This is a genomic window from Niastella koreensis GR20-10 (genome assembly GCF_000246855.1).
Lineage (GTDB): Bacteria > Bacteroidota > Bacteroidia > Chitinophagales > Chitinophagaceae > Niastella > Niastella koreensis.
The window spans coordinates 2,703,754-2,729,377 of sequence record NC_016609.1 but is presented as its reverse complement, the minus strand read 5'-3'; the positions used below and the strand labels follow the sequence as shown (position 1 = coordinate 2,729,377).

18 protein-coding genes and 1 tRNA gene are annotated in these 25,624 nt (G+C 45.9%); 12 read left to right on the top strand and 7 right to left on the bottom strand.

The genetic code is table 11. The annotated features are described in order from the left end of the window. The first annotated feature begins 43 nt into the window (after positions 1-43). Positions 44-427, top strand: a complete 384-nt coding sequence (locus tag NIAKO_RS11110; RefSeq protein ID WP_041346629.1) for a hypothetical protein — start codon at positions 44-46, stop codon at positions 425-427. A 22-nt stretch (positions 428-449) separates the two neighbouring features. On the opposite strand, the gene NIAKO_RS11105 is transcribed toward NIAKO_RS11110, so the two are convergent. The 4 genes from NIAKO_RS11105 to NIAKO_RS11090 form a co-directional block, all read right to left on the bottom strand. Further along, a tRNA-Pro gene (locus NIAKO_RS11105) sits at positions 450-526 on the bottom strand. Positions 527-829: 303 nt separating this feature from the next. Continuing rightward, positions 830-1,690, bottom strand: coding sequence for an alpha/beta fold hydrolase (locus NIAKO_RS11100; RefSeq protein WP_014218517.1), 861 nt, complete (start codon positions 1,688-1,690; stop codon positions 830-832). Between the two features lie 122 nt (positions 1,691-1,812). Next, positions 1,813-2,724, bottom strand: coding sequence for a helix-turn-helix domain-containing protein (locus NIAKO_RS11095; protein WP_014218516.1), 912 nt, complete (start codon positions 2,722-2,724; stop codon positions 1,813-1,815). A 19-nt stretch (positions 2,725-2,743) separates the two neighbouring features. Next, on the bottom strand, positions 2,744-3,550 hold the full coding sequence (locus tag NIAKO_RS11090; protein ID WP_014218515.1) for an SDR family oxidoreductase: 807 nt from the start codon (positions 3,548-3,550) through the stop codon (positions 2,744-2,746). A gap of 248 nt (positions 3,551-3,798) precedes the next feature. On the opposite strand from NIAKO_RS11090, the gene NIAKO_RS11080 reads away from it, so the two are divergent. Continuing rightward, complete coding sequence (locus NIAKO_RS11080; protein ID WP_014218514.1) at positions 3,799-7,035, top strand: AsmA family protein; 3,237 nt, start codon at positions 3,799-3,801, stop codon at positions 7,033-7,035. Between the two features lie 74 nt (positions 7,036-7,109). Here NIAKO_RS11080 and NIAKO_RS36620 read toward each other — a convergent pair whose 3' ends face one another. After that, positions 7,110-8,480, bottom strand: coding sequence for a TlpA family protein disulfide reductase (locus NIAKO_RS36620; protein WP_014218513.1), 1,371 nt, complete (start codon positions 8,478-8,480; stop codon positions 7,110-7,112). 170 nt (positions 8,481-8,650) lie between these two features. On the opposite strand from NIAKO_RS36620, the gene NIAKO_RS11070 reads away from it, so the two are divergent. The 6 genes from NIAKO_RS11070 (at position 8,651) to NIAKO_RS11045 (ending at position 17,609) form a co-directional block, all read left to right on the top strand. Further along, positions 8,651-9,277, top strand: coding sequence for an RNA polymerase sigma factor (locus NIAKO_RS11070; protein WP_014218512.1), 627 nt, complete (start codon positions 8,651-8,653; stop codon positions 9,275-9,277). A gap of 74 nt (positions 9,278-9,351) precedes the next feature. Next, complete coding sequence (locus NIAKO_RS11065; RefSeq protein WP_014218511.1) at positions 9,352-10,365, top strand: FecR family protein; 1,014 nt, start codon at positions 9,352-9,354, stop codon at positions 10,363-10,365. 29 nt (positions 10,366-10,394) lie between these two features. Further along, positions 10,395-13,925 carry a SusC/RagA family TonB-linked outer membrane protein gene (locus tag NIAKO_RS11060; RefSeq protein ID WP_014218510.1) on the top strand — a complete coding sequence of 1,177 codons (3,531 nt, stop codon included), beginning with the start codon at positions 10,395-10,397 and terminating at the stop codon, positions 13,923-13,925. Positions 13,926-13,939: 14 nt separating this feature from the next. Next, positions 13,940-15,376 (top strand): RagB/SusD family nutrient uptake outer membrane protein, encoded by a 1,437-nt coding sequence (locus NIAKO_RS11055; RefSeq protein WP_014218509.1) that lies wholly within the window; start codon positions 13,940-13,942, stop codon positions 15,374-15,376. Between the two features lie 9 nt (positions 15,377-15,385). Continuing rightward, entirely contained in the window at positions 15,386-16,150 is a 765-nt protein-coding gene (locus NIAKO_RS11050) for a DUF4843 domain-containing protein (RefSeq protein ID WP_014218508.1), read from the top strand. A gap of 16 nt (positions 16,151-16,166) precedes the next feature. Then, a complete protein-coding gene (locus tag NIAKO_RS11045; RefSeq protein WP_014218507.1) occupies positions 16,167-17,609 on the top strand; it encodes a PKD-like family lipoprotein in 1,443 nt (480 codons plus the stop codon). A gap of 480 nt (positions 17,610-18,089) precedes the next feature. On the opposite strand, the gene NIAKO_RS11040 is transcribed toward NIAKO_RS11045, so the two are convergent. Next, a complete protein-coding gene (locus NIAKO_RS11040) occupies positions 18,090-19,676 on the bottom strand; it encodes an ABC-F family ATP-binding cassette domain-containing protein (protein WP_014218506.1) in 1,587 nt (528 codons plus the stop codon). A 237-nt stretch (positions 19,677-19,913) separates the two neighbouring features. After that, positions 19,914-21,227, bottom strand: a complete 1,314-nt coding sequence (locus tag NIAKO_RS11035) for an ankyrin repeat domain-containing protein (protein ID WP_014218505.1) — start codon at positions 21,225-21,227, stop codon at positions 19,914-19,916. A 56-nt stretch (positions 21,228-21,283) separates the two neighbouring features. On the opposite strand from NIAKO_RS11035, the gene NIAKO_RS11030 reads away from it, so the two are divergent. From NIAKO_RS11030 to NIAKO_RS11015, 4 genes are all read left to right on the top strand, one after another. After that, positions 21,284-21,844 (top strand): helix-turn-helix domain-containing protein, encoded by a 561-nt coding sequence (locus NIAKO_RS11030; protein WP_014218504.1) that lies wholly within the window; start codon positions 21,284-21,286, stop codon positions 21,842-21,844. A 314-nt stretch (positions 21,845-22,158) separates the two neighbouring features. Then, positions 22,159-24,375, top strand: coding sequence for a heavy metal translocating P-type ATPase (locus tag NIAKO_RS11025; protein WP_014218503.1), 2,217 nt, complete (start codon positions 22,159-22,161; stop codon positions 24,373-24,375). A gap of 10 nt (positions 24,376-24,385) precedes the next feature. Further along, complete coding sequence (locus NIAKO_RS11020) at positions 24,386-24,601, top strand: heavy-metal-associated domain-containing protein (RefSeq protein WP_014218502.1); 216 nt, start codon at positions 24,386-24,388, stop codon at positions 24,599-24,601. Positions 24,602-24,690: 89 nt separating this feature from the next. Continuing rightward, complete coding sequence (locus NIAKO_RS11015) at positions 24,691-25,605, top strand: STM4015 family protein (RefSeq protein ID WP_014218501.1); 915 nt, start codon at positions 24,691-24,693, stop codon at positions 25,603-25,605. The last annotated feature ends 19 nt before the right edge of the window (positions 25,606-25,624 follow it).

Genomic DNA, 25,624 nt, shown 5'->3' with positions numbered 1-25,624 from the left:
TTCCTTTAAGTTAAGGGACACCCTGCAAAGCAACCTGGCTATAGTGGATGCAAAGATTGAGGAATTAGAAGAAAACTATTACGTTGATAAAAAGGTGCCTGCTGAAACCTATGACAGACTAATGATAAAACTCGCCAAAGAGAAAAAGCAGATCCTGGACAACCTGGCCGGTAGCAATATGGAGAGTTCTAACTTAAAAGATACCTTCGAGTGGGCCATCAATATTTCGCTGGAACTCCCGCTGCTATGGGATTCCGGCAGAGTAGGGGTAAAAGAAAACTTACAAAAAATGGTATTTCCCAAAGGAATTAGCTACTACCACAAAAATGGGATATTTCTAACTGACGAAGTGAACGAAGTATTTCAGCCAATCCCGCGCCTGAACTGCATTTCAGAAAGTGATAAAAATAAACAAGGCATCCACTAGCTAGCGGATGCCTTGTCCAATCTGGTCGGGTGGACTGGATTCGAACCAGCGACCCCTTGCACCCCATACAAGTGCGCTACCGGGCTGCGCCACCACCCGAACTCAGCATTTCTCAGACTTTTTACCACCTGATAATCTGCTTTGGGGGTGCAAATCTAGCTTAAAAAATTGATTTCCTGAAAAATAGGCTGTAAAATGATAAAAATTATTTGGCCGCCACCGCTTCTATCTCCAGTTTCCACCTTTTATCCGGCTACTGGCTGCAAATAACCGTTCGGGCCCACTGTAGGTTCTCCGCCACAATTCTTTATTTGATGATCGAGCATTTCAAAGGAGGTAAGATTCATGGCGCCAAATTATGTAAAAGCGCGCAATATCCTAATGGCTGCGTTTTGAGCTATACTAAGTCATAAAAAATTCAAGTAGTCCTTTTTGAACCTGGGCAGTTTGCTCCTGTACAATCCAATGACCTGAGCCGGTGATCTGCACTTCTTTTACATCCCCGGCTACCAGTCTGCAATGATCGGCCAGAAAAGGCGCCGCCTGAAATTCAGCCCCCATTGCCAGCAAAGGCATAGTCAATTTCTTTTTCATAAACTGCAGGTTGTCTTTGGCATCCTGTGGAAAAGCGCCAAACCAGTGAAAGCTGCCGGTAGCTGCGCCCGGAACGGAATAAGCCCGGATAAATTCATCTGTTTCTTCTTTGGTAAAGGCGTCTTTAACGTTTTGGATGATCGACCAGAAATCGGTAAGGAATAACCGCATATGACCTTCTACTACCTGTCCCGAAACCGGCCGCGAGAAAAAGCCAAACCACCATAATTTCCCCGAAAGATCACTCCATACCGGTTCAACACCTGGCAACAGCGCATCGAGCAAAGCTATTTTTTTTACTTCATCTCCCAATTGGGCGGCGTAGGCATACGCCACCATTAACCCGATATCATGGCCAACCAGGTTGATCGATTTATAACCTAAGGATTTTACCAGCTCATGTATATCTACCGCCATTGTTTTTTTATCATAACCATCAGCAGGTTTATCTGTCTCCCCAATACCTCTCAGATCTGGTGCAATAACAGTAAAGTGTTTTGACAATTCAGGCAACAACCGGTTCCACATATACCAGTTCTGTCCAAAACCATGCACCAGTACTAATGGATCACCTGTACCTCCAATTACATAATGCATATTTATGCCATTAACGTTGGCTGTCTGATGTTTGAAATTAGCGGGCGGATCGGCAAGTATAACTGATTGCATACATTGGTTTTTATCGTTTAAAAAAATACTGACGGCAGTCAGCTTCCAATAACATTGCCATATAGAAATATACCGAATATTTCAATTTTACAGCAACACTATTTTGTACGTATCATTATAAACTAGCTAAACGAATTCCTGAACTCAACAGGGGAGGAGTCTGTCTTTTGCTTAAACAATTTATTAAACGACTGGGAATGTTCAAAACCCAGCTGGTGTGCTATTTCGCCAATCGACAGATTGGTAGTACTGAGCAATTCCTTTGCCTTATCAATTAATTTGGCATGAATATGCTGTTGCGTGTTTTGCCCGGTTATAGAACGCAGCATATCGCTTAAATAGCGGGGTGAGCAATGCAATTGTTCAGCAAAGTAAGCCACCGAAGGCAAACCGGTCATGAGGGCTGTAGCGTTGTTAAAATAATCGTTCAGCAACGCTTCAAATGTTGCCAGTTGTTGATTATTTCCCTGGTTGCGGGTAACAAACTGCCGGTTATAGAACCGTTTGCTGTAGTTAAGTAATACTTCAATATGCGAAATCAGCACATCCTGACTAAAATGGTCGATGTGCTGGTTCAATTCATATTCGATGTTTTTAAATACGCCAATTATAATTTCCTTTTCTTTGGCAGAAGGGTAGAGGGCTTCATTGACCGCATAAGAAAAGAACCCGTAATTATTCATCTTCTTACCCAGGGAATGGCTCCTGATAAAATCGGGATGAATCAGCAAGGTGTACCCGCTATAATCCGCCTCTTCGCTGGTTTCACCAATTACCTGGTTCGGCGAAATAAACGACAATCCGCCTTCATCAAAATCGTAATAATGTTGTCCGTATCTGAGCTTTCCTTTAAAGTTTATTTTGAAGGAGATCTTATAAAAATTAAGCACCATTCCCTTTGAGATGTCGCTGGTATCAGCAATAATATCTTTATAGTCAACCAGGCTTATCAATGGATGCAGGGGCCCGGGTAAACCCAGGGCCCTGTGCAATTCAGAAATTGAATTAAATATATGCGGAGTCTCTTTTTTCATACATTGAATTATCTGAAAATCATCTACCAACTACCCACTGCCTTGTTTTCTGGAAATGTGCTTCGGGCCCCAGCTCCAGCCGTTCCTTATATAAAGCTACAGCATCCGGCCCTGCCAGGTAACGCAATTGATTGTTGTTATCGGTAGCCGCTTCATAAATTACATCGGCGATCTGTTGGGCCGTTGAATATTTGCTTAATGCTTCTTCATTATATCCTTCACTCACTTTTGCCATCAATGGCATGTACGCATTATGCCCTGCGCCATCCAGCGAGCGGCCGGCAAAATCTGTCTGAATGCCACCGGGTGCAATTGTCTTTACCCGTACGCCAAAGGTAGCCAAATCATAGGCCATGCATTCACAAAACCCTTCCAGCGCCCATTTGGTGGCCGAATACAGCGAACAGGTGGGAAAGCCTGCTAATCCAAACATAGAGGAAATAGTAATAAAAACACCTTCACCTTTGCTGCGCAAATATGGCGTGAACGCTTTCATTACCCTGATAACTCCCAACAGGTTGGTATCAATTTGCCGGGTGATCTGCACATCACTGAACGCCTCCAGTGGTCCTATTAACCCATAGCCTGCATTGTTCAACACTACATCTACACCATACTTTTCAATTACCTGCTTAACCGTATTATCTATTTGTGAAGCATCTGTAACATCCAGTTGCAGTACGGTTACATTTTCTAACAACTGGAGTTCTGTTTCTCTTTCAGGGTTACGCATAGTGGCAATCACCTGCCAGCCTTTTGATTGAAATAATTTCGCGGTGGCTTTACCTAACCCGGCGCCTGCACCGGTAATAAAGATCGTTTTCATGTTCCTGCTGTTTTGATTCATGCAAAACTAGCAGGCCAGCGTGGCAGACATGTTGCCGAAATGGTATATGTTGTAGCTAAAATGACTCTTATAAGCACATACTTTTTTACCCAATATTTCGTTAACAACAAAGCTTTACGGAGAAACCCGAAGTTTCCCTGTAAAGCTTTGTATTTTTTTAAGCATTCAGGAGTTATTTTTGCACCGGCTTTGCTTGACCGCAATCAGAACCCCAAACCAATTCGTCCATGAAAAGCAAGACGCGTAAAAGGCTCATCCGGTTTCTGTTAATACCGGTTCTTGTGATCCTGTTGTTGTTAGGAACTGCATTTGTTATTCTTACCACGCAGCAAACCCGGCTGGTGAAGATGGCTTTAAAAGAGCTGAACAAAAAACTGCCCGGCACCATCTCCGTTGAGAAAAGCGAAATCTCCTTTATAGATAATTTTCCCTACATCTCCATCCGGTTAAACCAGGTGCGCTTTTATGCCACCAAACGCACTACCGACAAGCCTTTATTTGCTGCGGAACGGGTTTTTGCAGGTTTCAGCCTCACAGATATCCTGAATCAGAATTACAAGGTAAAAGTGATAGGAACCAAGAACGGCCATCTTGACCTGGTTGAAGAAAAAGACGGCCAGCTGAACATTGTGGAAGCAAGCCGCATGGCCCCGGATACCACCAGGTCAACTGACACCGCTGAATCACCGCTAAAGTTAGATATCAAAAAGATCGTTCTGAAAGGCATGACGATCTCTTTCATCGACAAACAAAATAATCAAACCATCATCTCGAAGATTGAAAAGATCACTTCATCGATCCAGGATGATAGTCTGAAGATAAATGCAGGCCTCAACGGCAAATTCGTCGTCGATTATACCAGCCCGGCGTATCCCAAACTATTCCGCAATAAACATGTGGAAACTGATTTTGTGGTCTCGTATGCAAAAAGCAATGAATTGCTCAGCATCGATACCGGGAAGCTGAAACTGGAACAAGCGGTGTTCAATCTAGCAGGCACATATAGTCTGCAGAAAAACAACAATGCCATCGATATCAAATTCGCCGGCGACCGGCCCGATCTGCAACAGTTATTTTCCTTTATGCCTGAATTGGCCAGGAAGGAGATAAAACATTTCAAATACGATGGCCATGTGAACTTTGATGGCACCGTAAAAGGCAGTCTGGCCCATGGACAAATGCCGCGGATAGACCTGAACTTCGGCTGTAACGAAGCATGGCTGCACAATACACAAACCAATAAAAAGCTGGATTCCCTGGCCTTTAAAGGTTATTACACCAATGGCGATGACAGGAATTCAAAAACGTCGGAACTGCGTTTACTGGGTATGCACGCCAAACCGGGCACCGGCGTTTTTGACGGTAATTTCATCATGCGCGATTTTGAGCATCCCAAAATTCTCATGCAGTTAAATTCCAATCTTGAGCTGGAATTTATTGGAGCCTTCCTGGGGATAAAAGACCTGCAACGCATTACAGGGCAGATCAGCTTAAAGATGAACTTTAAAGACCTGATGGATATGAGCGCGCCCGAGCAATCGATAGGCAAACTCACCGAAGGCATTCAAAGTGAACTGGCCGTACGCAACCTCACCTTCCGTATTCCCAATTACCCATATAATGTAGAACACCTGAACCTGCATACCAACATGAAAAACGGCTTTGTAACACTGGATTCACTGGTATGCAACATCGGGCATTCTGATTTTCACTTATCCGGTTCGCTCAGCGATCTGCCTTCCATTTTCCATGCACAAAGCAAACCCGTACTGGCTTCGCTGCAGGCGCACAGCAACCAAATGATCCTGCGCGAGCTTTTTAATATCGATACCGCCAAAACCCATAAAGGAAAAGAAGAGATCTACGGATTCAACATTGGCGTATCGCTTGAAACTTCGGTGAACGAACTGTTGCATCCCAATCCGTTGCCTAAAGGCGTTGTGAAGATTGAAAACCTTCATGCCGGATTTAAAAGATTCCCGCACGAGTTCAAGGACTTTGGCGCAGAGCTCACCATTGCCGATACCATGCTGCGGTTAAAGAATTTTGCCGGTCACATAGATAGTTCAGATATCCAGTTCAGCGGCCGGGTAAATAACTATGCACTCTGGTTTGAGAAAGTGAAAAAGGGCAGAACTGAAATTGCGTTCGACCTGAAATCTCAACGACTGGCCATGCGCGACCTGTTGAGCCGCAGAACCAAAAAACTGGTACCTGACGACTGGCACAATGAAGTGGCCACCAACCTGTGGCTGCGTTCCAAAAGCCAGCTGCGCTACGACTCGGTTTTCAAATTCGCCAATATTAAAATTGCCAATATCTCAGGCCAGTTAACCGGGCATGACTTTGAACTGGATAGCATTAAAGGCAACGTGATGTTCAACACCAATAACTTTATAAAGATCGACACCCTCACGGGAAAGATTGGCCACAGCGATTTCAATATCAATATGCGATTGTATACCGGCAACGACAGCGCCCGGAAGATGAAGGAGAATTACCTTAAATTCAATTCCCGCTTCCTCGATGTTGACCAATTGACCAATTACACGTTTGTTGCTGAGGAAGAAATTGCTGAAGCTGATTCAACAGCCGCCTCAACAGGTCAGGTAGGTACAGCATCCACTTCAGTACACGCCAAAGCATTCAATATATTCGAAGTACCCTTTATTAATTTCAACGCCTCCATAAATATCGGCAAGGTGAAGTACCGCAGATTGTGGATCAAGAACATCGCCACCAATATGCGCATGCTGGAGACCCATCACCTGTACCTGGATACCCTGCACATGGAAATGGCTGGCGGAAAGATAGACGCCAGCGCGCATTTCAACGGCAGCACGTCCGATAAGATCTACTTGGGAACACGCATTAACGTAAATGATGTAGACCTGGAGAAAATGCTGTTAAAGCTCGATTACCTGGGCCAGGATTATGTGATCAATAAAAATATAAAAGGACGTATTACCGGCCAAATAAATGGGTATATGCGGGTACATCCCGATCTTACACCTATGATGGACCAGTCGGAAGCACAACTGGATATAAACATCTTCAATGGTGAGCTCACTAATTTCGCACCTATGGCGGCAATGGCTTCTTACTTCAAGGATAAGAACATGAGCAAGGTGCGGTTTGACACGCTGCGTAATGTACTTACGTTTAAAAACAATACCTTGAATATTCCAACCATGAACATCAACTCTTCACTGGGCTTCCTGGAGTTCTCAGGCACCCAGTCGCTCGATATGAACATGGCCTACTATGTGCGTGTTCCGCTGAAAATGGTAACCTCGGTTGGCTTCAATATGCTGTTTCATAAGAAAAAAGAAGAAGTAGACCCCGACCAGGTGGATGCCATTGAATACCGCGACAAGGATAAACGCATCCGCTTTATGAACCTTACCATTACCGGCACTCCGGATAATTACAAAGTAGGTTTAGGAAAACCGAAGAAGGCTTAACGCTGAACGCTTAAGGCTTGACGCTAAAACCGAATAAAAAGAGCCTTCAGCCTTCGGCGTTCAGCATTTAGCGTTTAATGTTGTGCGTTTAGCGTATTTAGTAATAATTCTTTCAATTCCGGAGTAGATGGCCGGGGCGAATCAACCGTTACAATTTTACCATCCTGGTCAAACACCAGGAATCGTGGAATGCCATGAATGTCGTAGTATTTGGTGAATTCACTCCAGCCTTTAGCATACAATTGAATGCCACCCAGTTGTTGATCCGCAACAAACTTTTTCCATTTCTCTTTGTCTTTCTCCTCATCAACCGAAATGGATACAAAGGCAATGTTCTTGTCATGCAATTCCTCTTCCAGCTTTTTCAAATGCGGCAACTCTGCTTTACAGGGGCCACACCAGGTAGCCCACACATCCACCAGCACCACTTTACCCTTCAAACTGGCTAAACTAACCGCATTCCCATTTGAATCGGGATAAGAGAAATTAAATGCTTTATCACCTTTTCTGTAAGTGCTTAACCGCTTCAAAGCCCGCGCATACCTGGCCTGCATGGTATCGGTTACCAGGTATTTTTTTACCGGCTCAATTTCTTCGTTAAAGGTTTCCAGTGACCGGTAACCTGCCAGCTGGTTTTCTACAAAAACACCTTTTATGGTATCGTTGCCAAAGAATAGGAGGATCTCGGGCAGCGTCAGTTTCCTTTGCGCACCGGGCTTTTTCACCATGGTATACATATACGTAGTGTACAGCCTGATAAGATCAACTCCATCGCCTGAATGCAGCACCGCAGCATTGGCAAATTTGTTAGGCTGATAGATGGTGGCGTAGTAAGGAATAATCTCGTCTTTCGCAGGATGTTTTGTATTGGGTGTGTACATAAATTTCAACGCCGCATGTTCTATCTCCAGGCCTATACTCTTTTTCATCAACTCATTAAAGGCGGCATTGGGCGTATTAACCTTTTTCCTGAACGCATCTGCCTTCGGCAGAAAAGCAGTCAGGGTGGGGAAGAAGCTCGCATAGGTAACCGTATCATTGCGTGGGAACACACTCATTTTTGTAACCGGGTACGAAAGATCAGTCCACTCTTTTAATAACTTATTCTCCGGGGTGGGTTGCACTAATTCATACCCGGTGTCGGTAAGGGCTAACTGACACTTATCACCTGCTTTTAAATAAATGCGGACAAACTTCCGGCGGCCCTGGTTGCTTACATAGTAAAAGCCGGGGTGAATATTGGGCAACGCAAATGCAAATTGTTGCTGGCTGTTGAGGCGGGCAGTAGCCAGTTCCAGCTTCTCGCCATTCTGTACATCAAACAATACAATGGTTTGTGTTCGCTCATCTTTTACCGTACCCTGTATAAGGGTGAGTTTGCCCTGTGCAGTCACCGATACCGTGGCAAAACAATACAAAACACTAAACAAAACCCTGATTCTCATTTAATAGTTATTTTAAAAATGGGGTAATGAAAACTTAAGATCTACCTTGCGGTTATGGGTACAAACGAGGTAAATAAAAAATTTACCCCACAGCGGAAAGGGTATTATTAAACAAAAAATTTATGCAGCGTGTAATTTTATTCTAATATTGGGGCACTTTTTTCGGCTACATGCACAGCAACCAAAACGAATATACAACGGAACAAAAGCTATGGGACACCTTTTTGGCAGGAGATGACAAAAGCCTGGAGATCATTTACCGGCGCTATTTTGACGAGCTCTACAATTATGGTATTAAATGGCTTAACGACATTTCATTAACAGAAGATTCCATCCAGGACCTCTTTGTAAAACTGCTGCGCACCCGGAAAAACCTCTCCGCCACCACTTCCATCAAATATTATCTCTTCAGAGCCTTTCGCTCCATGGTGCTGGACAAACTAAAAGGCAAAAACAAAACCGCCTACCTCGACGAAGCGGGTAAAAATCTATTTGTATTCGACCTGTCGCCCGAAAAAAGCATGATCCAGCAGGAAGAGCATACGTCTTTGCAAAAACGCCTGTCGGCCGCGCTGGACACCCTTACACCCCGCCAGCGGGAAGCCATTTTTTTACGCTATACAGAAGGTTTTTCCTACGAACAGGTAGCCGCTATGATGGCCCTTACCACCAAAGGCACTTATAAATTAATGGCCCGCGCCATTGATGCGTTGAAAGAACAATTAAAAGGAACCGCCTGGCAATATGTAATGCCGGTGAGCCTGTTAATACCCCTGCTAAAAAATATTTTAAAATGATGGGGTAAAAAGTAAACCACCCTCGTTTTAGATAGATACCAGTTACCATTATTACTTATCCGACTATTTTATTTATGCCAGACCAATATGCGAAATACGAGCAATACACCCTTTCAGATTTTATGCTGGATGAGGACTTCCTGTTGTGGATAAAACAACCGGATGCCGCTAAGGATATGTTTTGGAATGGACTGGCACTGGCATATCCGCAACAGCAGGCAACCATTGGCGATGCCCGTACACTGGCAGCAGCGCTTACAGTTCAAAAAGAAACAGCCAGTGAAGCCACCAAAAACAGGATCTGGAATGCAGTTTCCAATTCGCGGAGTAAAATGGTTACCATAAAACGCGCTATTACCTGGATGGCTGCAGCAGCGGTTGTACTTATTATAGGAAGTGTAGCGTTGTTTAAATACCTGGGCGCCAATGAAGCCGTGATAAAAACTGCGTATGGGCAAAAGCGCGCCATCACGTTGCCCGATGGAAGCCAGGTAGTACTGAATGCCAATTCGCAACTGAAATATAAACCCCGGCCCCGCCGGCATGCACCGCGTGAAGTTTGGATCAATGGCGAAGCCTGGTTCAATGTGGTGCATCTTAATAAAACCGGCACACCTGTACAGGCAGCAGAGCGATTCATTGTGCACTTACCCACGATGAATGTGGAAGTGCTGGGCACCACCTTTACCATCAATACCCGGCGCAACCGGGAGCAGGTAGTACTGCAAACCGGAAGCGTAAAAGTAAATGTGCCATCAAAATCATCACCGGTATTTTTAAAACCAGGCGACCTGGTGAATTATAATAAAGACAGTAAAGTACTATCAAAAGCCACCACCAATCCTGCCGATTGCGCCTTATGGAAAGAGAACAGGTTGAAATTTGACAACACACCGTTGCGTGAGGTAATACAACTGATAGAAGACGATTATGGTTACAAAGTAGCAATAACCGACAGCACAATCTTAGAGCGCACCCTCGGTGGTACCCTTTCCTCAGAAAGTGAACAGATCTTATTCAGGGCCCTGGAAAATATGTTGGATGTAAAAATTACAGTCAACAACAAAACAGTTACGATCAGTAAGTAATAACCAAACTTTAAACTGAAACAGTACGAATGAACAAACTGCTATTGCATAGCAAGGTGATGGCTATTGCCATTACCGCAAGCCTGTGCATTTCAACATGGGAAAATACAGCAGCCGGCGCCGGCATAAGCCATTACAACCACTGGCAACAGGCAACCCCGGTAAAATCGATCCTCGATGCCATTGCCGCACACTACAAGGTAAACCTGGTATATGAAGACCGCCTGGTAAAAGGAAGATATTCAGCCTACCTGTTCGTTCCCGGCCAGAACCCGGTACAAAAAGTATTACAGGAACTGCTGACACCGCTGGGATTAAAAGCCTCGAAATTGAATGATAAGAACTTTACCATTACAACGGTAAAGCGGGTCAGGAATGCGGCCGGCGCCACCACCGATGCTGCAGAAACTACCAATACTACAGCGGCAGTGTCTTCAGACACCATTATAAAACCGCTTGCAGCCAGTCAGCAACCCATCGATACTTCCGTAACGGGCAAAACCATCAGGGGCCGTATAATAAGCGCCAATGGCGAAGGCCCCATCCCCGGCGCTTCCATCTTGGTGCGTAATATGAAACTGGGTACAACCAGCGATGTGGAGGGATATTTTACCCTGCGTATTCCGGGAGCCACCCGCAGTATAACGGTGGCGCATGTGAGTTATTTGCCGCAGGACATTTCGCCTGATAATAAAAACCTGATGACGATCAGGCTCTCACCCCGGAAAGACCAGTTGGAACAGGTGGTCGTAAGTACGGGTTTGTATAAAAGACCAAAAGAAAATTTTACCGGCGCCGCAGTCACAGTTTCGGGCGATGACCTGCGCAAGGTGAACAATGTAAGCGTACTGGATGCCCTGAAAGTATTCGACCCCTCCATTCGCATTCCCGATAACGTTCAGTTTGGCAGCGACCCCAACCGCTTACCCATCATCACCATGCGGGGCACCAATAATTTTCCCCAGCAAACCACTGGCTCTGCCGCCCCGGTATCCGGCGCCGACTTCATGGCCAATTACTCCAACAACCCCAACCAGCCCCTGTTCATTCTCGATGGGTTTGAAGTAAGCCTGCAAAAGATCTACGACCTCGACATCAACCGCATTGCCAGCTTTACCATCTTAAAAGATGCAGCCGCCACCTCTATGTACGGTTCAAAAGCCGCCAACGGGGTGATCGTTATTGAAACGCGTCAGCCTTTACCAGGTAAACTGCGGGTAAACTACAGCGGTATGGTGCAGGTGGCAGCGCCCGATTTAACCGTATACGATCTTACCAACGCAGCAGAAAAACTGGAAGTGGAACGCCTGGCAGGTGTTTATTCCGCCTACAGTTCCGGTATTCGTCCGGATGCCGATGCCGTACTCCGGGCCAGGTATGCAAGCAGAATGGCCGTTATACAAAAAGGCGTAAATACGTATTGGCTGAATAAACCGGTTAGAACGGGAATGGGCCAGCGTCATTCGATTTACCTCGAGGGCGGTGACGCTATCATCCGCTACGGTATAGACATGATGTACAACAACAACAGCGGGGTAATGAAAAACAGCAACCGTGATAATTATACCGGCGGTATGAACTTCAGTTACCGGCACAAAGGCCTGCTGTTCAAAAATATTTTGTCCGTTGCCTTTAATAAATCCCGCAATAGTAATTATGGCTCTTTTACCGATTATACCAAACAGAACCAGTACTGGAATCCATATGACTCAACCGGTCATCTGGCACGCATCCTGGAAGCAGTAAAAGACCCATTGAACGGAGGCAGCGCCAATTACTTCAATCCATTATACAACGCCTCATTAAACACAATTGACCAGGCCCAGTACTCCAACGTTATTAACCAAACCAATATAGAATGGTTGTTGGGCAAAGGCCTGCGCTTGACCGGCCGCTTACAGCTCACCAAACAACACGACGAAAGCGACTATTTTTTACCCGCCAACCACACCAGCTTCGATACGGTTACCAGCATAACCCGCAAAGGGATCTATACAAAAGGGGAAGGTAATTTCTTTTCCTACGATGGAACCATCCAACTGGATTACAGCAAACGGCTGGGTAAGCATTTGATCCTGAATTCAACCGGCAGCAGCATTTCCCAAACCAACAGCGACTACATGACGGTCACTGCCACCGGCTTTCCCAATGAACGCCTGGACCAGATCAACTTCGGTAATAATTACCAGGAAAACAGCAAGCCAACTTATACCAACAATACCACCCGGCTTATATCGGCTTACACCAACTTCAATTACAGTTACGATAACCGGTATGCCGCCGACTTTAGTATCCGCAGCGACGGATCATCACAATTCGGTACCGACAAACGCTTTGGCACCTTCTGGAGCGCCGGCGTAAGCTGGAACCTGCACCGGGAAAAGATCCTCGCCGATAAATCATACATCAATATGCTTCGCCTGCGCAGCAGTATTGGTACAACGGGCGACAGCCGCTTTCAATCGTTCATGGGCATCACCACCTATCAGTATTATACCGATCAAAACTATCGCGGCCTGGTTGGTTCTATCCTGAAAGGATATGGCAACTCAAACCTGCAATGGCAAAACACTTTTAAAAGAAACATAGGGTTAGACCTTGGCCTGTTCAAAGACCGCATTCTCATCAACTTCGATGTGTACCGGGAAAACACCACCAAGCTGATCCTCGACATCAATACGCCGCCTTCAGATGGGTTTAGCAGTTATAAAGAAAATGCCGGCGAGCTGGAGAACAGAGGATATGAATTCAAACTGAATGTATTTGTGATCAAGAACGAAAAGAAACAAATTTACTGGAACATCTTTGGGAACGGATTACACAACCAGGACCATATTAAATCAATCTCCAATTCGCTCAAGAAGCTGAATCAGCTTAACGACGCCAACTCCACTACAACTACTTCAGCGGATTATAACAAACAGGCAAAACCGCAGTTCCGTTTCCAGGAAGGTATGAGTGTGAACGCCATCTGGGCAGTACGGTCGTTAGGCATCGATCCCAGTACCGGCCGCGAGGTATTCCTGAAACGGGATGGCACCCAGACCTATGTATGGGATGCCAATGATAAAATGCCGGTGGGTAATACAGTACCAGACCTGCGTGGCAGCTTTGGCACCAATGTAACCTGGAAAGGCATTTCGCTGGCCGTATATTTCTCGTACGAACTGGGCGGCGATATGTATAACCAAACCCTGGTAGACAGGGTAGAGGTGACCGACTTCACGTACAATGTAGACAGAAGGGTATTGCTGGGCCGCTGGGCAAAACCTGGCGATGTTACCTACTTTAAAGGACTGATAAACGATTATGGCAACCCGGTAACTACCGCCACCTATGTAACATCACGCTTTGTACAAAAGAACAATTTTGTAAATGCCGAAAGCATTTCCCTCTCATATCAGTTACCCGACAAACTAAACCGGCAGTTAAAGCTGAGCAACACCAAATTCACCTTTATTGTAAACGACCTTAAACGCTGGTCGGGCATCCAGGTAGAAAGAGGGTTGGATTATCCGTTTGCCCGTAACCTGACGTTAAACGTAAGTACATCATTGTAAAAAAAGCAGGAACCATGCAATCAAAATATCTCATTTACCTGTTGTTGTGCACCTGCTTTGCAGCAGGCACGGGTTGTAAAAAATGGCTGGATGTACAACCCCAGTCTGACATCAGGGAAAAAGAACTGTTCACCGATGAATCGGGTTTTAAGGATGCGCTGATAGGCACTTATCAGCTGCTGGCCACCAAACCGGCCTATGGCGAAAACCTTACCATGGGATTTGTGGATGGCCTTGGCCAGCGCTATGCTACCACTTCAACCACGCATCCATTTTACGGCACCGCCCGCTACGATTACACAAATAGCGGGGTAAAATCATACATCAGCAGCGTTTGGGGCACGCTGTACAAAGCCATCGCCAACGTAAATAATATCCTTGTTCAGATAGACGATAAAAAGAACAGTTTCACCGGCAACAATTACAACCTGGTAAAAGGCGAAGCGCTTGCCTTGCGCGCCCTGTTGCACTTTGACCTGCTGCGGTTGTTTGGCGCGGCGCCGGTAGTAGACGGCAACCGCCCGTCGATCCCGTATGTAACCACATTTGGTAATAAAACCTATCCCTTAATAGCCGTAAACGAGGTTATAGGAGCTTGTTTAACCGATCTGAGCGCAGCGGCGGAATTGCTGGGTACCGACAAATCCATTCGTGTACAATACAACGACGATCCGTTTTTATCGTACACCCGCAACCACATGAACTATTGGGCGGTAAAGGGATTGCAGGCCAGGATCAACCTGTACAAAGGCGACAAAACCGCAGCTCTTACCGCGGCGCGGGAAGTAATAACCGACGGCGCAACCAGTTTCCCCTTTGTAACCAGCAGCGCAGCAGCAGCCAGCAGTAACCGCGACCGGTCTTATACCACAGAACAACTGTTCTGCCTGTATGCCTATAAGATCTCGGATTATGCAGATGAATATTTTAAAACCACTTCCGCCAATGGAACGCCTGTTTTATACACTACCAATTCCAATATGGCTACTCTTTACGAAACGGCCAGCGGCGGCAGTTCAGATCTCCGGTATGTAAACCTGTTTGCTTCTTATACCTCAGGTTATTCATCCACCAAATACTGGCAGGATGATATCGTGAAAAACAATTCCAATTATGATTACTTAAGAGGAATTATCCCGGTTATCAGGTTGTCGGAAATGTATTATATCGCCGCTGAATGCACAGCTACTACAACCGAAGGAGTAGGCTATCTGAATACCGTTCGCAGTAACCGGGGGTTATCAACCCTGCCAGCCAATATTTCAGCAGCTACCCTCGAATCGGAGATTTTGAAGGAATACAAAAAGGAAATGTATGCCGAAGGGCAATTATTCTACTACTTCAAGCGAAAGAATACAACCAGGGTAGATGGCAGTACCATTAACATGAACGATGCCACCTGGATATTACCGCAACCTGACGATGAAGTGGAATTTGCAAACCGGTTTTAATTACTTCCAATGAATACGACAATGGCAAAAAACATCTTATATCTACTCATCCCGGCGCTGTTTGGCTGCCAGCTCATCGCCTGCAAAAAAAGCGAGCTCACCAGCTATACCCAGCCCGATATGATCTACTTCTATAAAGATTATTATAATACCGACAGGGACAGTATCGTATATTCATTCGCCATAAAACCCGATGCGCTTACGGTTGATACGGTAAAGATCCCCCTGCGTATAATGGGTGTTGCCGTTTCCCGCGACAGAAGCGTAAACATTCAGATAGTAGCAGACAGTTCAACCGCCCTGGCCGAACAATACACAGTGCTGCCTGTCATTGTAAAAGCAGGTGCGTATACGGCCAATGTGCCGTTGCTGGTAAAAAGAGCGCCCGCATTAAAAACAAGTGACGTACGGGTTTTACTTGAAATTGGTAATTCCGATGATTTTTTACCCGGGGTTTACAATTCAACTGCCAGCGCCTCCAGAGGCGGCGGCTCGGTAAGGTTTCCCGTACGCATCAACGACTTTCTTACCAAACCTTCCAACTGGGACAGTTTCATTGCTGCTTACTTTGGCACTTACAGCCAGGTAAAGTATAAACTGGTGATAGATGTCCTCGGCCGCACCCAATTCCTGATCTCGGGCGACGATGCCGTCACCACGTCCCAGATGACTTACTTTAAAATTAAATGCCGCAATTACCTGGCCGATCTGAATACCGCCAGCGGTACCAAACTCAAAGATGAAACCGGTACTGAGATAACATTCCCCAACTGATAAAAGCGAATTGTACATGACAAAACAATATATCTACTGTCTCGTTTTTCTGGCAACGGCCATGGTGCTTGGCAGCTGTTATAAAGACAAAGGCAACTACGATTATACCAACATCAACAAAGTAGTATTAAAAACCAACCGCGATACGGTGAGCGTGGTGTTGCCCGATTCATTAAAAGTAGACCTCACCCTCGATCAGACTGCACCCAGTGATGCAGGATTCAGTTTTGAATGGGTAATGTACCTCGCAGGCGGTACGCCGCTGACCCGCCGTACGCTGGATACCACCCAGAACCTGCGGGCGAAGATCACTGAGTTGCCCGGCTCTTATTACCTGATGGTATATGCAAAAGACCGCAAAACAAAAGTGGAATACCAGAAGCGGATATTTGTTTCGGTGCTCTCCTCCTTCAGCGAAGGCTGGCTGGTGGTAGAAGAAAACAACAATGCCTGCGACATCTCCATGATCAGTCCGGTTGATACGGTTTTCCGCAACATCTATTCCCTTGCCAACAAAGGGCAAAAACTGCCTGCTGGCACCCGCCGCATTCCTGAAATAAGAACCTACAATGGCGATCAGAAAGTTTTTATCCTTTCACCTGCCGATATGGTGCAGGCCAACTATTCTGATTTTGTAAAACTCATGAGCTATCCCGATTTCTTCTGGCAGGCGCCCACCGACGTAAAGCCACAGGAATACTTTGTAAACAGCTACGATGAAATGATGCTGAACAACGGGAAGATCTATTGCCGCACCCTGAATGCCCCCGCCGGTACCATTAAGTTAAACCTGCCGCCAGACGGCGTTTACTATATGGCGCCCTATGAAATTTATTCTACAGTAGGGTATGTAGTGTACGATACCATTTCGCAGCAATTCATGAAGCTGAACATCGGGTCGGTTACCTTAACGCCGTTTTCAAAACCAACAGGCACGCCGCTTTTCTATATGAATAACATTGGTAAAAAGCTGCTGTATACCGAGGTTAATACGGCCAGCCAGTGTTTGGCATTTTTCAAAAACAACAACGACGACTCGTTATTTGCCTTTACCTATAATCCCACCCTGACCGACCCGGCAGTAAAAAGATACGACGGACTTACAGCACCCGGGATGATAAATGCGCGTTTATTCGTGGGGTCCCGTACACTGCCACACCTGTATTATGCATCCGGCAACAGCATTTACAAACTGGACATTGAAGCAAAGACCGCCGTGCCCATATACACATTCCCCGGTGGTACCGAAATAAGGGCCATGAAAATGTACCGCAACCTGAAAACCTCCACCGATCCCAATAACAACAAACTGATAGCTGTGGCTACTTATGAAAACGGCCAGGGTAAAATATACTATTTCCCCATTGCAGCAACCGGCAATTTCACCAATGATACCTACAGTAAAGTATTCAGCGGTTTTAATAAGATCAACGAAATAACATTTAAAAGCCTGAAGTAAGAGATCCTTTATACGGGCAGATATGGAGGAAGAAATGCAAGCTGCCAGTTAAGAGCTCTGGCAGATCATACCAAAAGAAAAACCCCATCGAATGGGGTTTTTGGGTTTAATAATTTGCACTAAAAAGAGTGTGTTAGCTCTTTCATGGGATCGGATTGGACTAATAGACTAGGACTCATCAGGACATTGGACTAACTCATAAGATATCAGATTGACTCATAAGATATCGGACAAAACGGGGCCATCTTAGTGACTGTCTGGTTGCGCACCAGGAGTGTTATCAAATATAATAAGTAATTGAAATAAAAGAAAGAGATTCGAAGGGTTTGTTTGAAGTTATTTATAAATTCAATAAGTAAACTACTTTAATTGTTTTTGTAACAATTGATTAAATGCAATTTTGTTTAAAAGTGATCCGGATCAAGATTTTTAAACCCTGTTTAGCCTCCTTTAGCAGTGCTCATCAGGGCTGATATGTCATTAAACGTTAAATGTATTTTCAACATTTACCTGCTCCAGGAAGTGTAAATCGTGTGACACTACCAACAAAGTACCCGCATAAGCATTGACAGCAGCGGTCAATATTTCAATATTTTGAATATCCAGGTTATTAGTTGGCTCATCCAGCATAATAATATCGGGCGCCTGGTTGCCAATGGTAAGACAACACAAAAGCAGCCGCATGCGTTCTCCTCCGCTTAATGCGCTCCCTGGTTTATCCCAATCATCTTTTGAAAACAGGAAGCGGTTGAGCCTTATCTTGATTTCATGCTCCTGTAAACCCGTTCTGTTGTATTGTTGGGCCTGTTCATATACAGTTTGCTGATTATTTATAAGGGAGTAGTCCTGGTCAATATAAACAGTTTTATTGTCAGCACGGTACACGGTGCCAATGGTTGGCTCCAGTTCGCCCAGGATGATTTTGATAAGGGTGGTTTTCCCCGAGCCATTCAACCCTTTGATCGCGATCCGTTCACCGCTGTTTATCTGCCAGTCGAGGTTCTCCTTCCACAGGCGTTGTGCGCCATACTCGTGGTTAATGCCGGTGGCGGTAAAAAGCACCTTTCCCCGGTGTAAGGAAGTATTGTCAAAACCCAGCTGCATCTTGTCTATATCGGGCAGTTCATTACGCAGGGCCTGTAATTCATCAGCAATACCGTCGATCTTTTCACCATGCGCGCCTTTTATCTTCGCCGTACTGTTTTCTGCACTGTTGCGCAGGGTGTTCATCATGATCCGGGCAACGCCTGCCTTTTCCTGTTTGCGTTTGCCGCGGGCGTCCAGCTTTTGTTGCCGCTCCATGGTTTCCCGTTCTTTTTCCTTTGCCTTACGCAAAGCTTTTTCCCTGCTTTGAATGTCCTGGCCCAGGGCGTTGTTGGCGATTGCTTTCTGTTCAACATAAAAATCATAATTACCGCCATATTGCGTTAAACCACGTTTGCTCAATTCAGCAATCGCCGGCAGGCCGTTCAGCAGTTTTCTGTCATGGCTTACAACGATCAACGCACAGGTAGTGGTAGCAATAAACCCGTACAACAATTCCCTGCCCGCAATATCCAGGTGATTGCTTGGTTCATCCAGTAACACCAATTGTGGTTGATGAATGTGGATGCCGGCCAGGAACACTTTTGTTTTTTGCCCGCCGCTCAGGGTAGCCATAGGCTGGGAGAGTGACAACTCATTCAACTGCCAGTATTGTAAAGCTTCCTGGCATCTTTCTTCTATCGTCCAGTCATCATTCAGCTGGTTAAGATTGTGCTCAGTTACATGCCCGGCCAGGATCTCCTGCAGCGCCAGTAATTTGCCTTCTATGCGCAATGCCTGTGCAATCGTCAGGTGATTATACTGACCAAATAATTGCGGAATATAATAGGGAACCGTATCCAATATGATCTGCCCTTTATGCGGCTGTAATTCACCGGTAATAAGCCTTAATAATGTTGATTTACCACTGCCGTTGTTACCGATCAACGCGATCTTGTCTCTGCTGTTGACAGTGAGGTAAATGTTTTCAAACAACAGTTCTTTGTTGGGATGTAAATAGGAGAGATCCTGCAGAAATAGCATAATTTCTTTCTTCAATAGTTAAACAAATAAAACAGTGCCCGTTGCGGCAGCTGTTACTATGTCAATCCTGAAAGAAATTATCTACTACATTAAATCTGGATAAATGAAGAAGAGTACAAAGATAGGAAAATAATTTTAGTCTTGTGCTGGCTGAAAGCTGAAGGCCTGAAGCTGAAAGCAAAACAAACAGCTGTATTCGCTTTTAGCTTTGGCCTTTAGGCTTTTACCTTATTGTTTTTAACGTTTAGCAGCAATCAAAACATCTACTTCACTATATCCACAAGGAAAAGGAATATTATTAACAGAAGCTCCTGCATCCAGTAATGCTTTAACCGAATCGGGCGAACGCCGTACCATCCAGTAAGAATCCACACAGGCTTTGATGGCCAGGGCCAGCGGTGTTCGTCCGTTTTTATCGGCCACATCAACGGGTGAACCTGCAGCGATGAGGGTTTTAACTACAGCCGGATAACCACGATAGGCAGCTACATGAATGGCCAGGCTTCCGGTTGGTATTTCATAATACCCATCGCCGTTGCGGTAAGGTTCATTGGCGGGAATGCCCAGGCTCAACAGATGCTTTATCCCCGCAGCATTACCGCAAACACTAAAGCGGGCCAGCAGTTCACCACCCATGTCTTTTATTTGCGCAACAATTGCCGGCGACTGTGCGGCCAGTTTTTCTACCGCATCGCCATCGTCCAGCGCGCAGGCGGCTATCAATTGAAAAACGCCTTGCTGCGTGGTACTTATTCCGCGTTGCGCAAATAACTTCAATACATCCCCCCGGCCTTCGCAACCGGCCATGGTAATGGCCGTAATTCCATTGCTCGATAAATTCGGATCGGCGCCAGCATTGAGTAAATGTTCAAATACCGGCAATCCATTGGCGCGCTTTAAGGCATGATGCAGCGCATGCCAGCCGCGCTTTCTTTCCCCATTGGCATCCGCGCCATGAGTTAAAAGGTATACCAGGCCCTGCTCATCGTGCCAGTCAATTTTCCTTATCAGCATCATCGACAGGTTCTCCCTGGTAAGCTTACCGGTTTCTACCAGTAATGCCATGGCCCCGTTGTCCCAGGTTTCGGGCGAATGATAAACAGCTTCAATATCGTTAGGCTCGGCGCCACGGTCGAGCAACAGTTTGGTCAATGCAGTATGGTGCGCCAGCCCGGCGGCGCCATATAAAGGCGTTATATATTCAACATAGGGTGCAGCCGTCATAAACCCCGCATTGGCATCCGCACCGGCATCGAGTAAGGCCGTAGCAGTCCTGATAAAATCATCGCTTTTTTCTTTATGCAATCGCAGGTATTTGGAAAGACACAGATACACCAGCGCCGTACCGCCATATGGTTCCGAAACCGCGGTAGCATTTGCCGGGTTTTCCGCCAGCCACTCACGCACCAGTTCCACATTTCCGGTAATGGCAGCCGTATGTATGTCACTGGTAGCGATTTCGGGATGGGCAGCCAGCATTTGTTCAGCTTCATCCGGCGAACCATAAAAGGTAGCCGCGTTTATAAAGGCATTCCGTCTTTCATCATTCATACCATACAATTGTGTAACTCTAAATTATTGAAAAAAAGGAAGCGTATCTTTGCAGGATGCAACTCTATATAAAAAATATGGTATGCGACCGCTGTATCCTGGTAATAAAGGAACAATTGCAAAAGGCCGGCATCCCCTATACCCGGGTGAATTTAGGAGAAGTGGAACTGGAAAATGAACCCACATCCGCTCAACTCGATCAATTAAACACCAGCTTAACGGCCATTGGGTTTGAACTGCTCGACGATAAAAAAGAAAAGCTGGTAGAGAAAGTTAAGAATATCATAATTGCCCTTGTTCATCGCAACGAAGAAGGCAATAACAAAAAACTCTCCGCTTTGTTGGAAGAAAAATTGCAACTGGATTATCATTATTTATCCAACCTGTTTTCTTCCACCGAAGGCATTACCATTGAGAAATACACCATCCGCCAACGCATAGAACGCGTAAAGGAATTGCTTACCTATAATGAACTAAGCCTGAGCGAGATCGCCGACCAAATGGAATACAGCAGCGTTCAACACCTTTCCCAGCAGTTCAAGAAAGAAACGGGCATGACGCCGTCGCAGTTCAGGGAGCTGAAGGATAATACCCGGAAGCCCCTTGATAAGGTATAGCCTTAATGAATTGAGAATTGGCAAACGGCAGAAGGCAAACACGAAAGGCAGTGGGCAGTAGGCAGTGGTGAAAACGGCAATCGAGCCTTGCGATAAAAATTCAACCTATTAACTAGTCAACCTGTCAACTTGTTAACCTGTCAACGTTTCAACCTCTATCAACTATTTCAACTCTATCAACTCTGTCAACCTGCTTCTTCCTGATCAACTGGTTAACTCGTCAACTGGTCAACTTCAAATTATATAAACCTCCAGCATAATGTTATAACAATGCCCTAATTACTTAGTGGGACCTTTGTACAAAGAACTCCCATATGAGTACCATAAAGAAAACCTTCCCCGTGCTGGAAATGACCTGCGCCGCGTGTGCAGTAAGCGTTGAATCGATGCTGAAATCGGCGGCCGGGGTAACAGATGCAGGGGTGAATTTCGCCAATCAAAGCGCCTGGGTGCAGTACGACCCGGCCATTGCTACGCCCGCCACACTACAACAAACCGTCCGTTCCATTGGCTACGACCTGGTTATCGATGAAGCAAACAGCCAGCAGATCCAGGAAGCCGCGCAGCAGGACCATTACAATGAATTAAAACAACGCACCATCTGGGCATCGGTATTATCATTGCCCGTGGTTATCATTGGCATGTTCTTTATGAATATGCCCTATGGCAATTACATTTCCATGGCCCTAACGCTGCCGGTTATAGGCTGGTTTGGCCGTTCGTTCTTTATAAATGCCTGGAAACAGGCCCGCCATGGCAAGGCCAATATGGATACGCTGGTGGCGCTAAGCACCGGGATTGCTTTTTTATTCAGCGCCTTTAATACACTGGCGCCCGGTTTCTGGCATGCAAGGGGCATTCACCCGCATGTATATTATGAAGCGGCGGCTGTGATCATTGCCTTTATTTCCCTGGGTAAATTACTGGAAGAAAGAGCCAAACACAATACGGCTACCGCCATTAAAAAACTGATGGGTTTACAGCCCAAAACAGTGCGTGTATTAATAGACGGCAAAGAACAGGAGCTGCCTGCTGCCGATGTATTGCCCGGCCACCTTATATTGGTTCGTCCCGGTGAAAAAATACCGGTGGATGGATTGGTAAGCACCGGTTCCTCCTTTGTTGATGAAAGCATGATCACCGGCGAACCTGTACCGGTTCAGAAAGAAAAAGACAGCAAGGTATTTGCGGGCACCGTGAACCAGAAAGGCAGCTTTCAGTTTCTGGCGCAAAAGGTAGGGAACGATACACTGCTGGCTCATATAATTAAAATGGTACAGGAAGCGCAGGGCAGTAAAGCGCCGGTTCAAAAACTGGTAGATAAAATTGCCGGCATTTTTGTACCGGTGGTAATAGGTATTTCGGTACTCACCTTCATTGTATGGATGATAGCCGGTGGCGATAATGCCTTCACCAATGCCTTGTTAACTTCCGTAACCGTGCTGGTAATTGCCTGTCCCTGTGCGTTGGGCCTGGCCACACCCACCGCCGTTATGGTAGGTATTGGCAAAGGCGCCGAGAACAACATTCTTATTAAAGATGCCGAAAGCCTGGAACTGGCTTATAAAGTTGATACGGTGATCCTGGATAAAACCGGCACTATCACTGAAGGTAAACCAGTAGTAACACAAATGAACTGGCTGGCCGGTAAAGAAAACAATGCCATCTTAAAACAAGCGCTGTATAGCCTGGAAGTACAATCAGAACATCCCCTGGCCGAAGCGGTGCTGCATACCTTAAAACAGGAAGGCGTACAGGCAGGCGCCATTACCGGTTTTGAAAGTATTACCGCACGGGGAGTAACCGGTATAGTGAGCAGCAACCGGTATTACGTGGGCAACAAACAACTGATCGATGAGCACCGCCTCACCATCGATAAAACCTTACTGCAACAGGCAGACCGCCTGCAACAACAGGCCCGTACCGTCATTTATTTTGCCGATGCTCAAAAGGTACTGGCCATCATTGCCATTGCCGATAAAATAAAATCCACTTCCGCTAAGGCTGTTCAGCAATTGCAGGCAAGAGGGATCAATGTATACATGCTCACGGGCGACAATGAACAAACAGCCGCAGCCATTGCTGCAGAAGCAGGTATTAAAAATTTCAAAGCCGGTGTGCTGCCAACGGATAAAGCAGACTTTGTGAAAAACTTACAGGCGCAAAACAGGGTAGTGGCCATGGTAGGTGATGGTATCAATGACTCGCAGGCATTGGCCCAGGCCGATGTAAGCATTGCCATGGGCAGGGGATCGGATATTGCCATGGATGTAGCCACCATGACGCTTATTTCTTCCGATCTGCAATCGATCCCCAAAGCCTTGTTGCTTTCCCGCAAAACGGTGCGCACCATCAGGCAGAACCTGTTCTGGGCATTTATTTATAACCTCATCGGCATTCCATTGGCAGCCGGGGTATTGTATGCGGTCAACGGGTTCCTGTTAAACCCCATGATCGCCGGCGCGGCAATGGCTTTAAGCTCCGTATCGGTAGTAACAAACAGTTTGCGATTAAAAACAAGTAAAATATAAATACAACAGCATGGAAACAGTAAAATTCAAAACAACGATCAAATGCAGTGGCTGCGTGGCCACCGTAACGCCTTATTTAAATGAAGCAGTAGGCGAAAACAACTGGCAGGTTGATACGCAGGATCCCAATAAGATCCTGACGGTAAAAACCAGTGATGCAGCAAAAGAAAATGAAGTGATCCAAAAACTGCAGCAGGCAGGTTATAAAGCAGAAAAAATAGGCTAGGGTGGGGCATCAAATATTATTGTCATTGCACAATAACGTATACTCCGGCTCAATCACCAAATCGCTTATTTTTACGGAAACATATCCTTATGGTGAGCGCACATTTACAAACCTTTCTTAATAAACCTGTACAGGATTTTCTGCCGCCCACGGTGATTGAGCCGGAAAAATACGTTTACAGACTGAGCGTACATTACGACGATGAAGGGGTAACCATCAGCGACCTGCTGGAAGCATTGGTGCGCGACCCGCAGGCCGCCAATATAAAAGAACTGATCATTGGCCAGTTCGATAGCGATGTATCGGAATCGAGTTTTGAAGTAGTTGATAAACTCGTTTCCCTAAAACACGATCTGAAAAGTTTGAAAGCCTTATTCATCGGTGAAATGACCTATGAAGAATGCGAAATTTCCTGGATCAGGCAAACCGATATCACCCCTGTGTTAAAAGCCTATCCGGAGCTGGAACATTTGCAGCTCAGGGGCGGCGAAGGATTATCATTCAGCGATCTGCAACACGACAATCTCACCACCCTTATTATAGAAACCGGCGGCTTGCCGCCCAATGTAGTTCAGGAAGTGAATGCAGCCCGTTTGCCCAAACTGCAAAAGCTGGAACTGTGGCTCGGTTCAAACAACTATGGCTTTGCTTCCAAAATAGAAGATTTTACACCCATTTTATCAGGCAAACAATTCCCGCAATTAACGCACCTCGGCCTCATGGACAGTGAGCTGCAGGATGAACTTGCCCTCGCAGCGGCACAGGCGCCCGTTGTAAACCAGTTGAAAGTACTGGACCTTTCCAAAGGAGTATTAACCGATAAAGGCGGCGAAGCATTGTGCGACAGTACAGCCATTCGCAACCTGCAACACCTGAACCTGCGTCATCATTTTATGAGCGAAGACATGATGTCCCGGTTAAAGGCATTGAATATGTCAATTAACCTGGACGACAAACGGGAAGAAGACGACGATGAGTACCGTTTTGTTGAAGTAGCCGAATAACCAGGAATGCCTGATAACT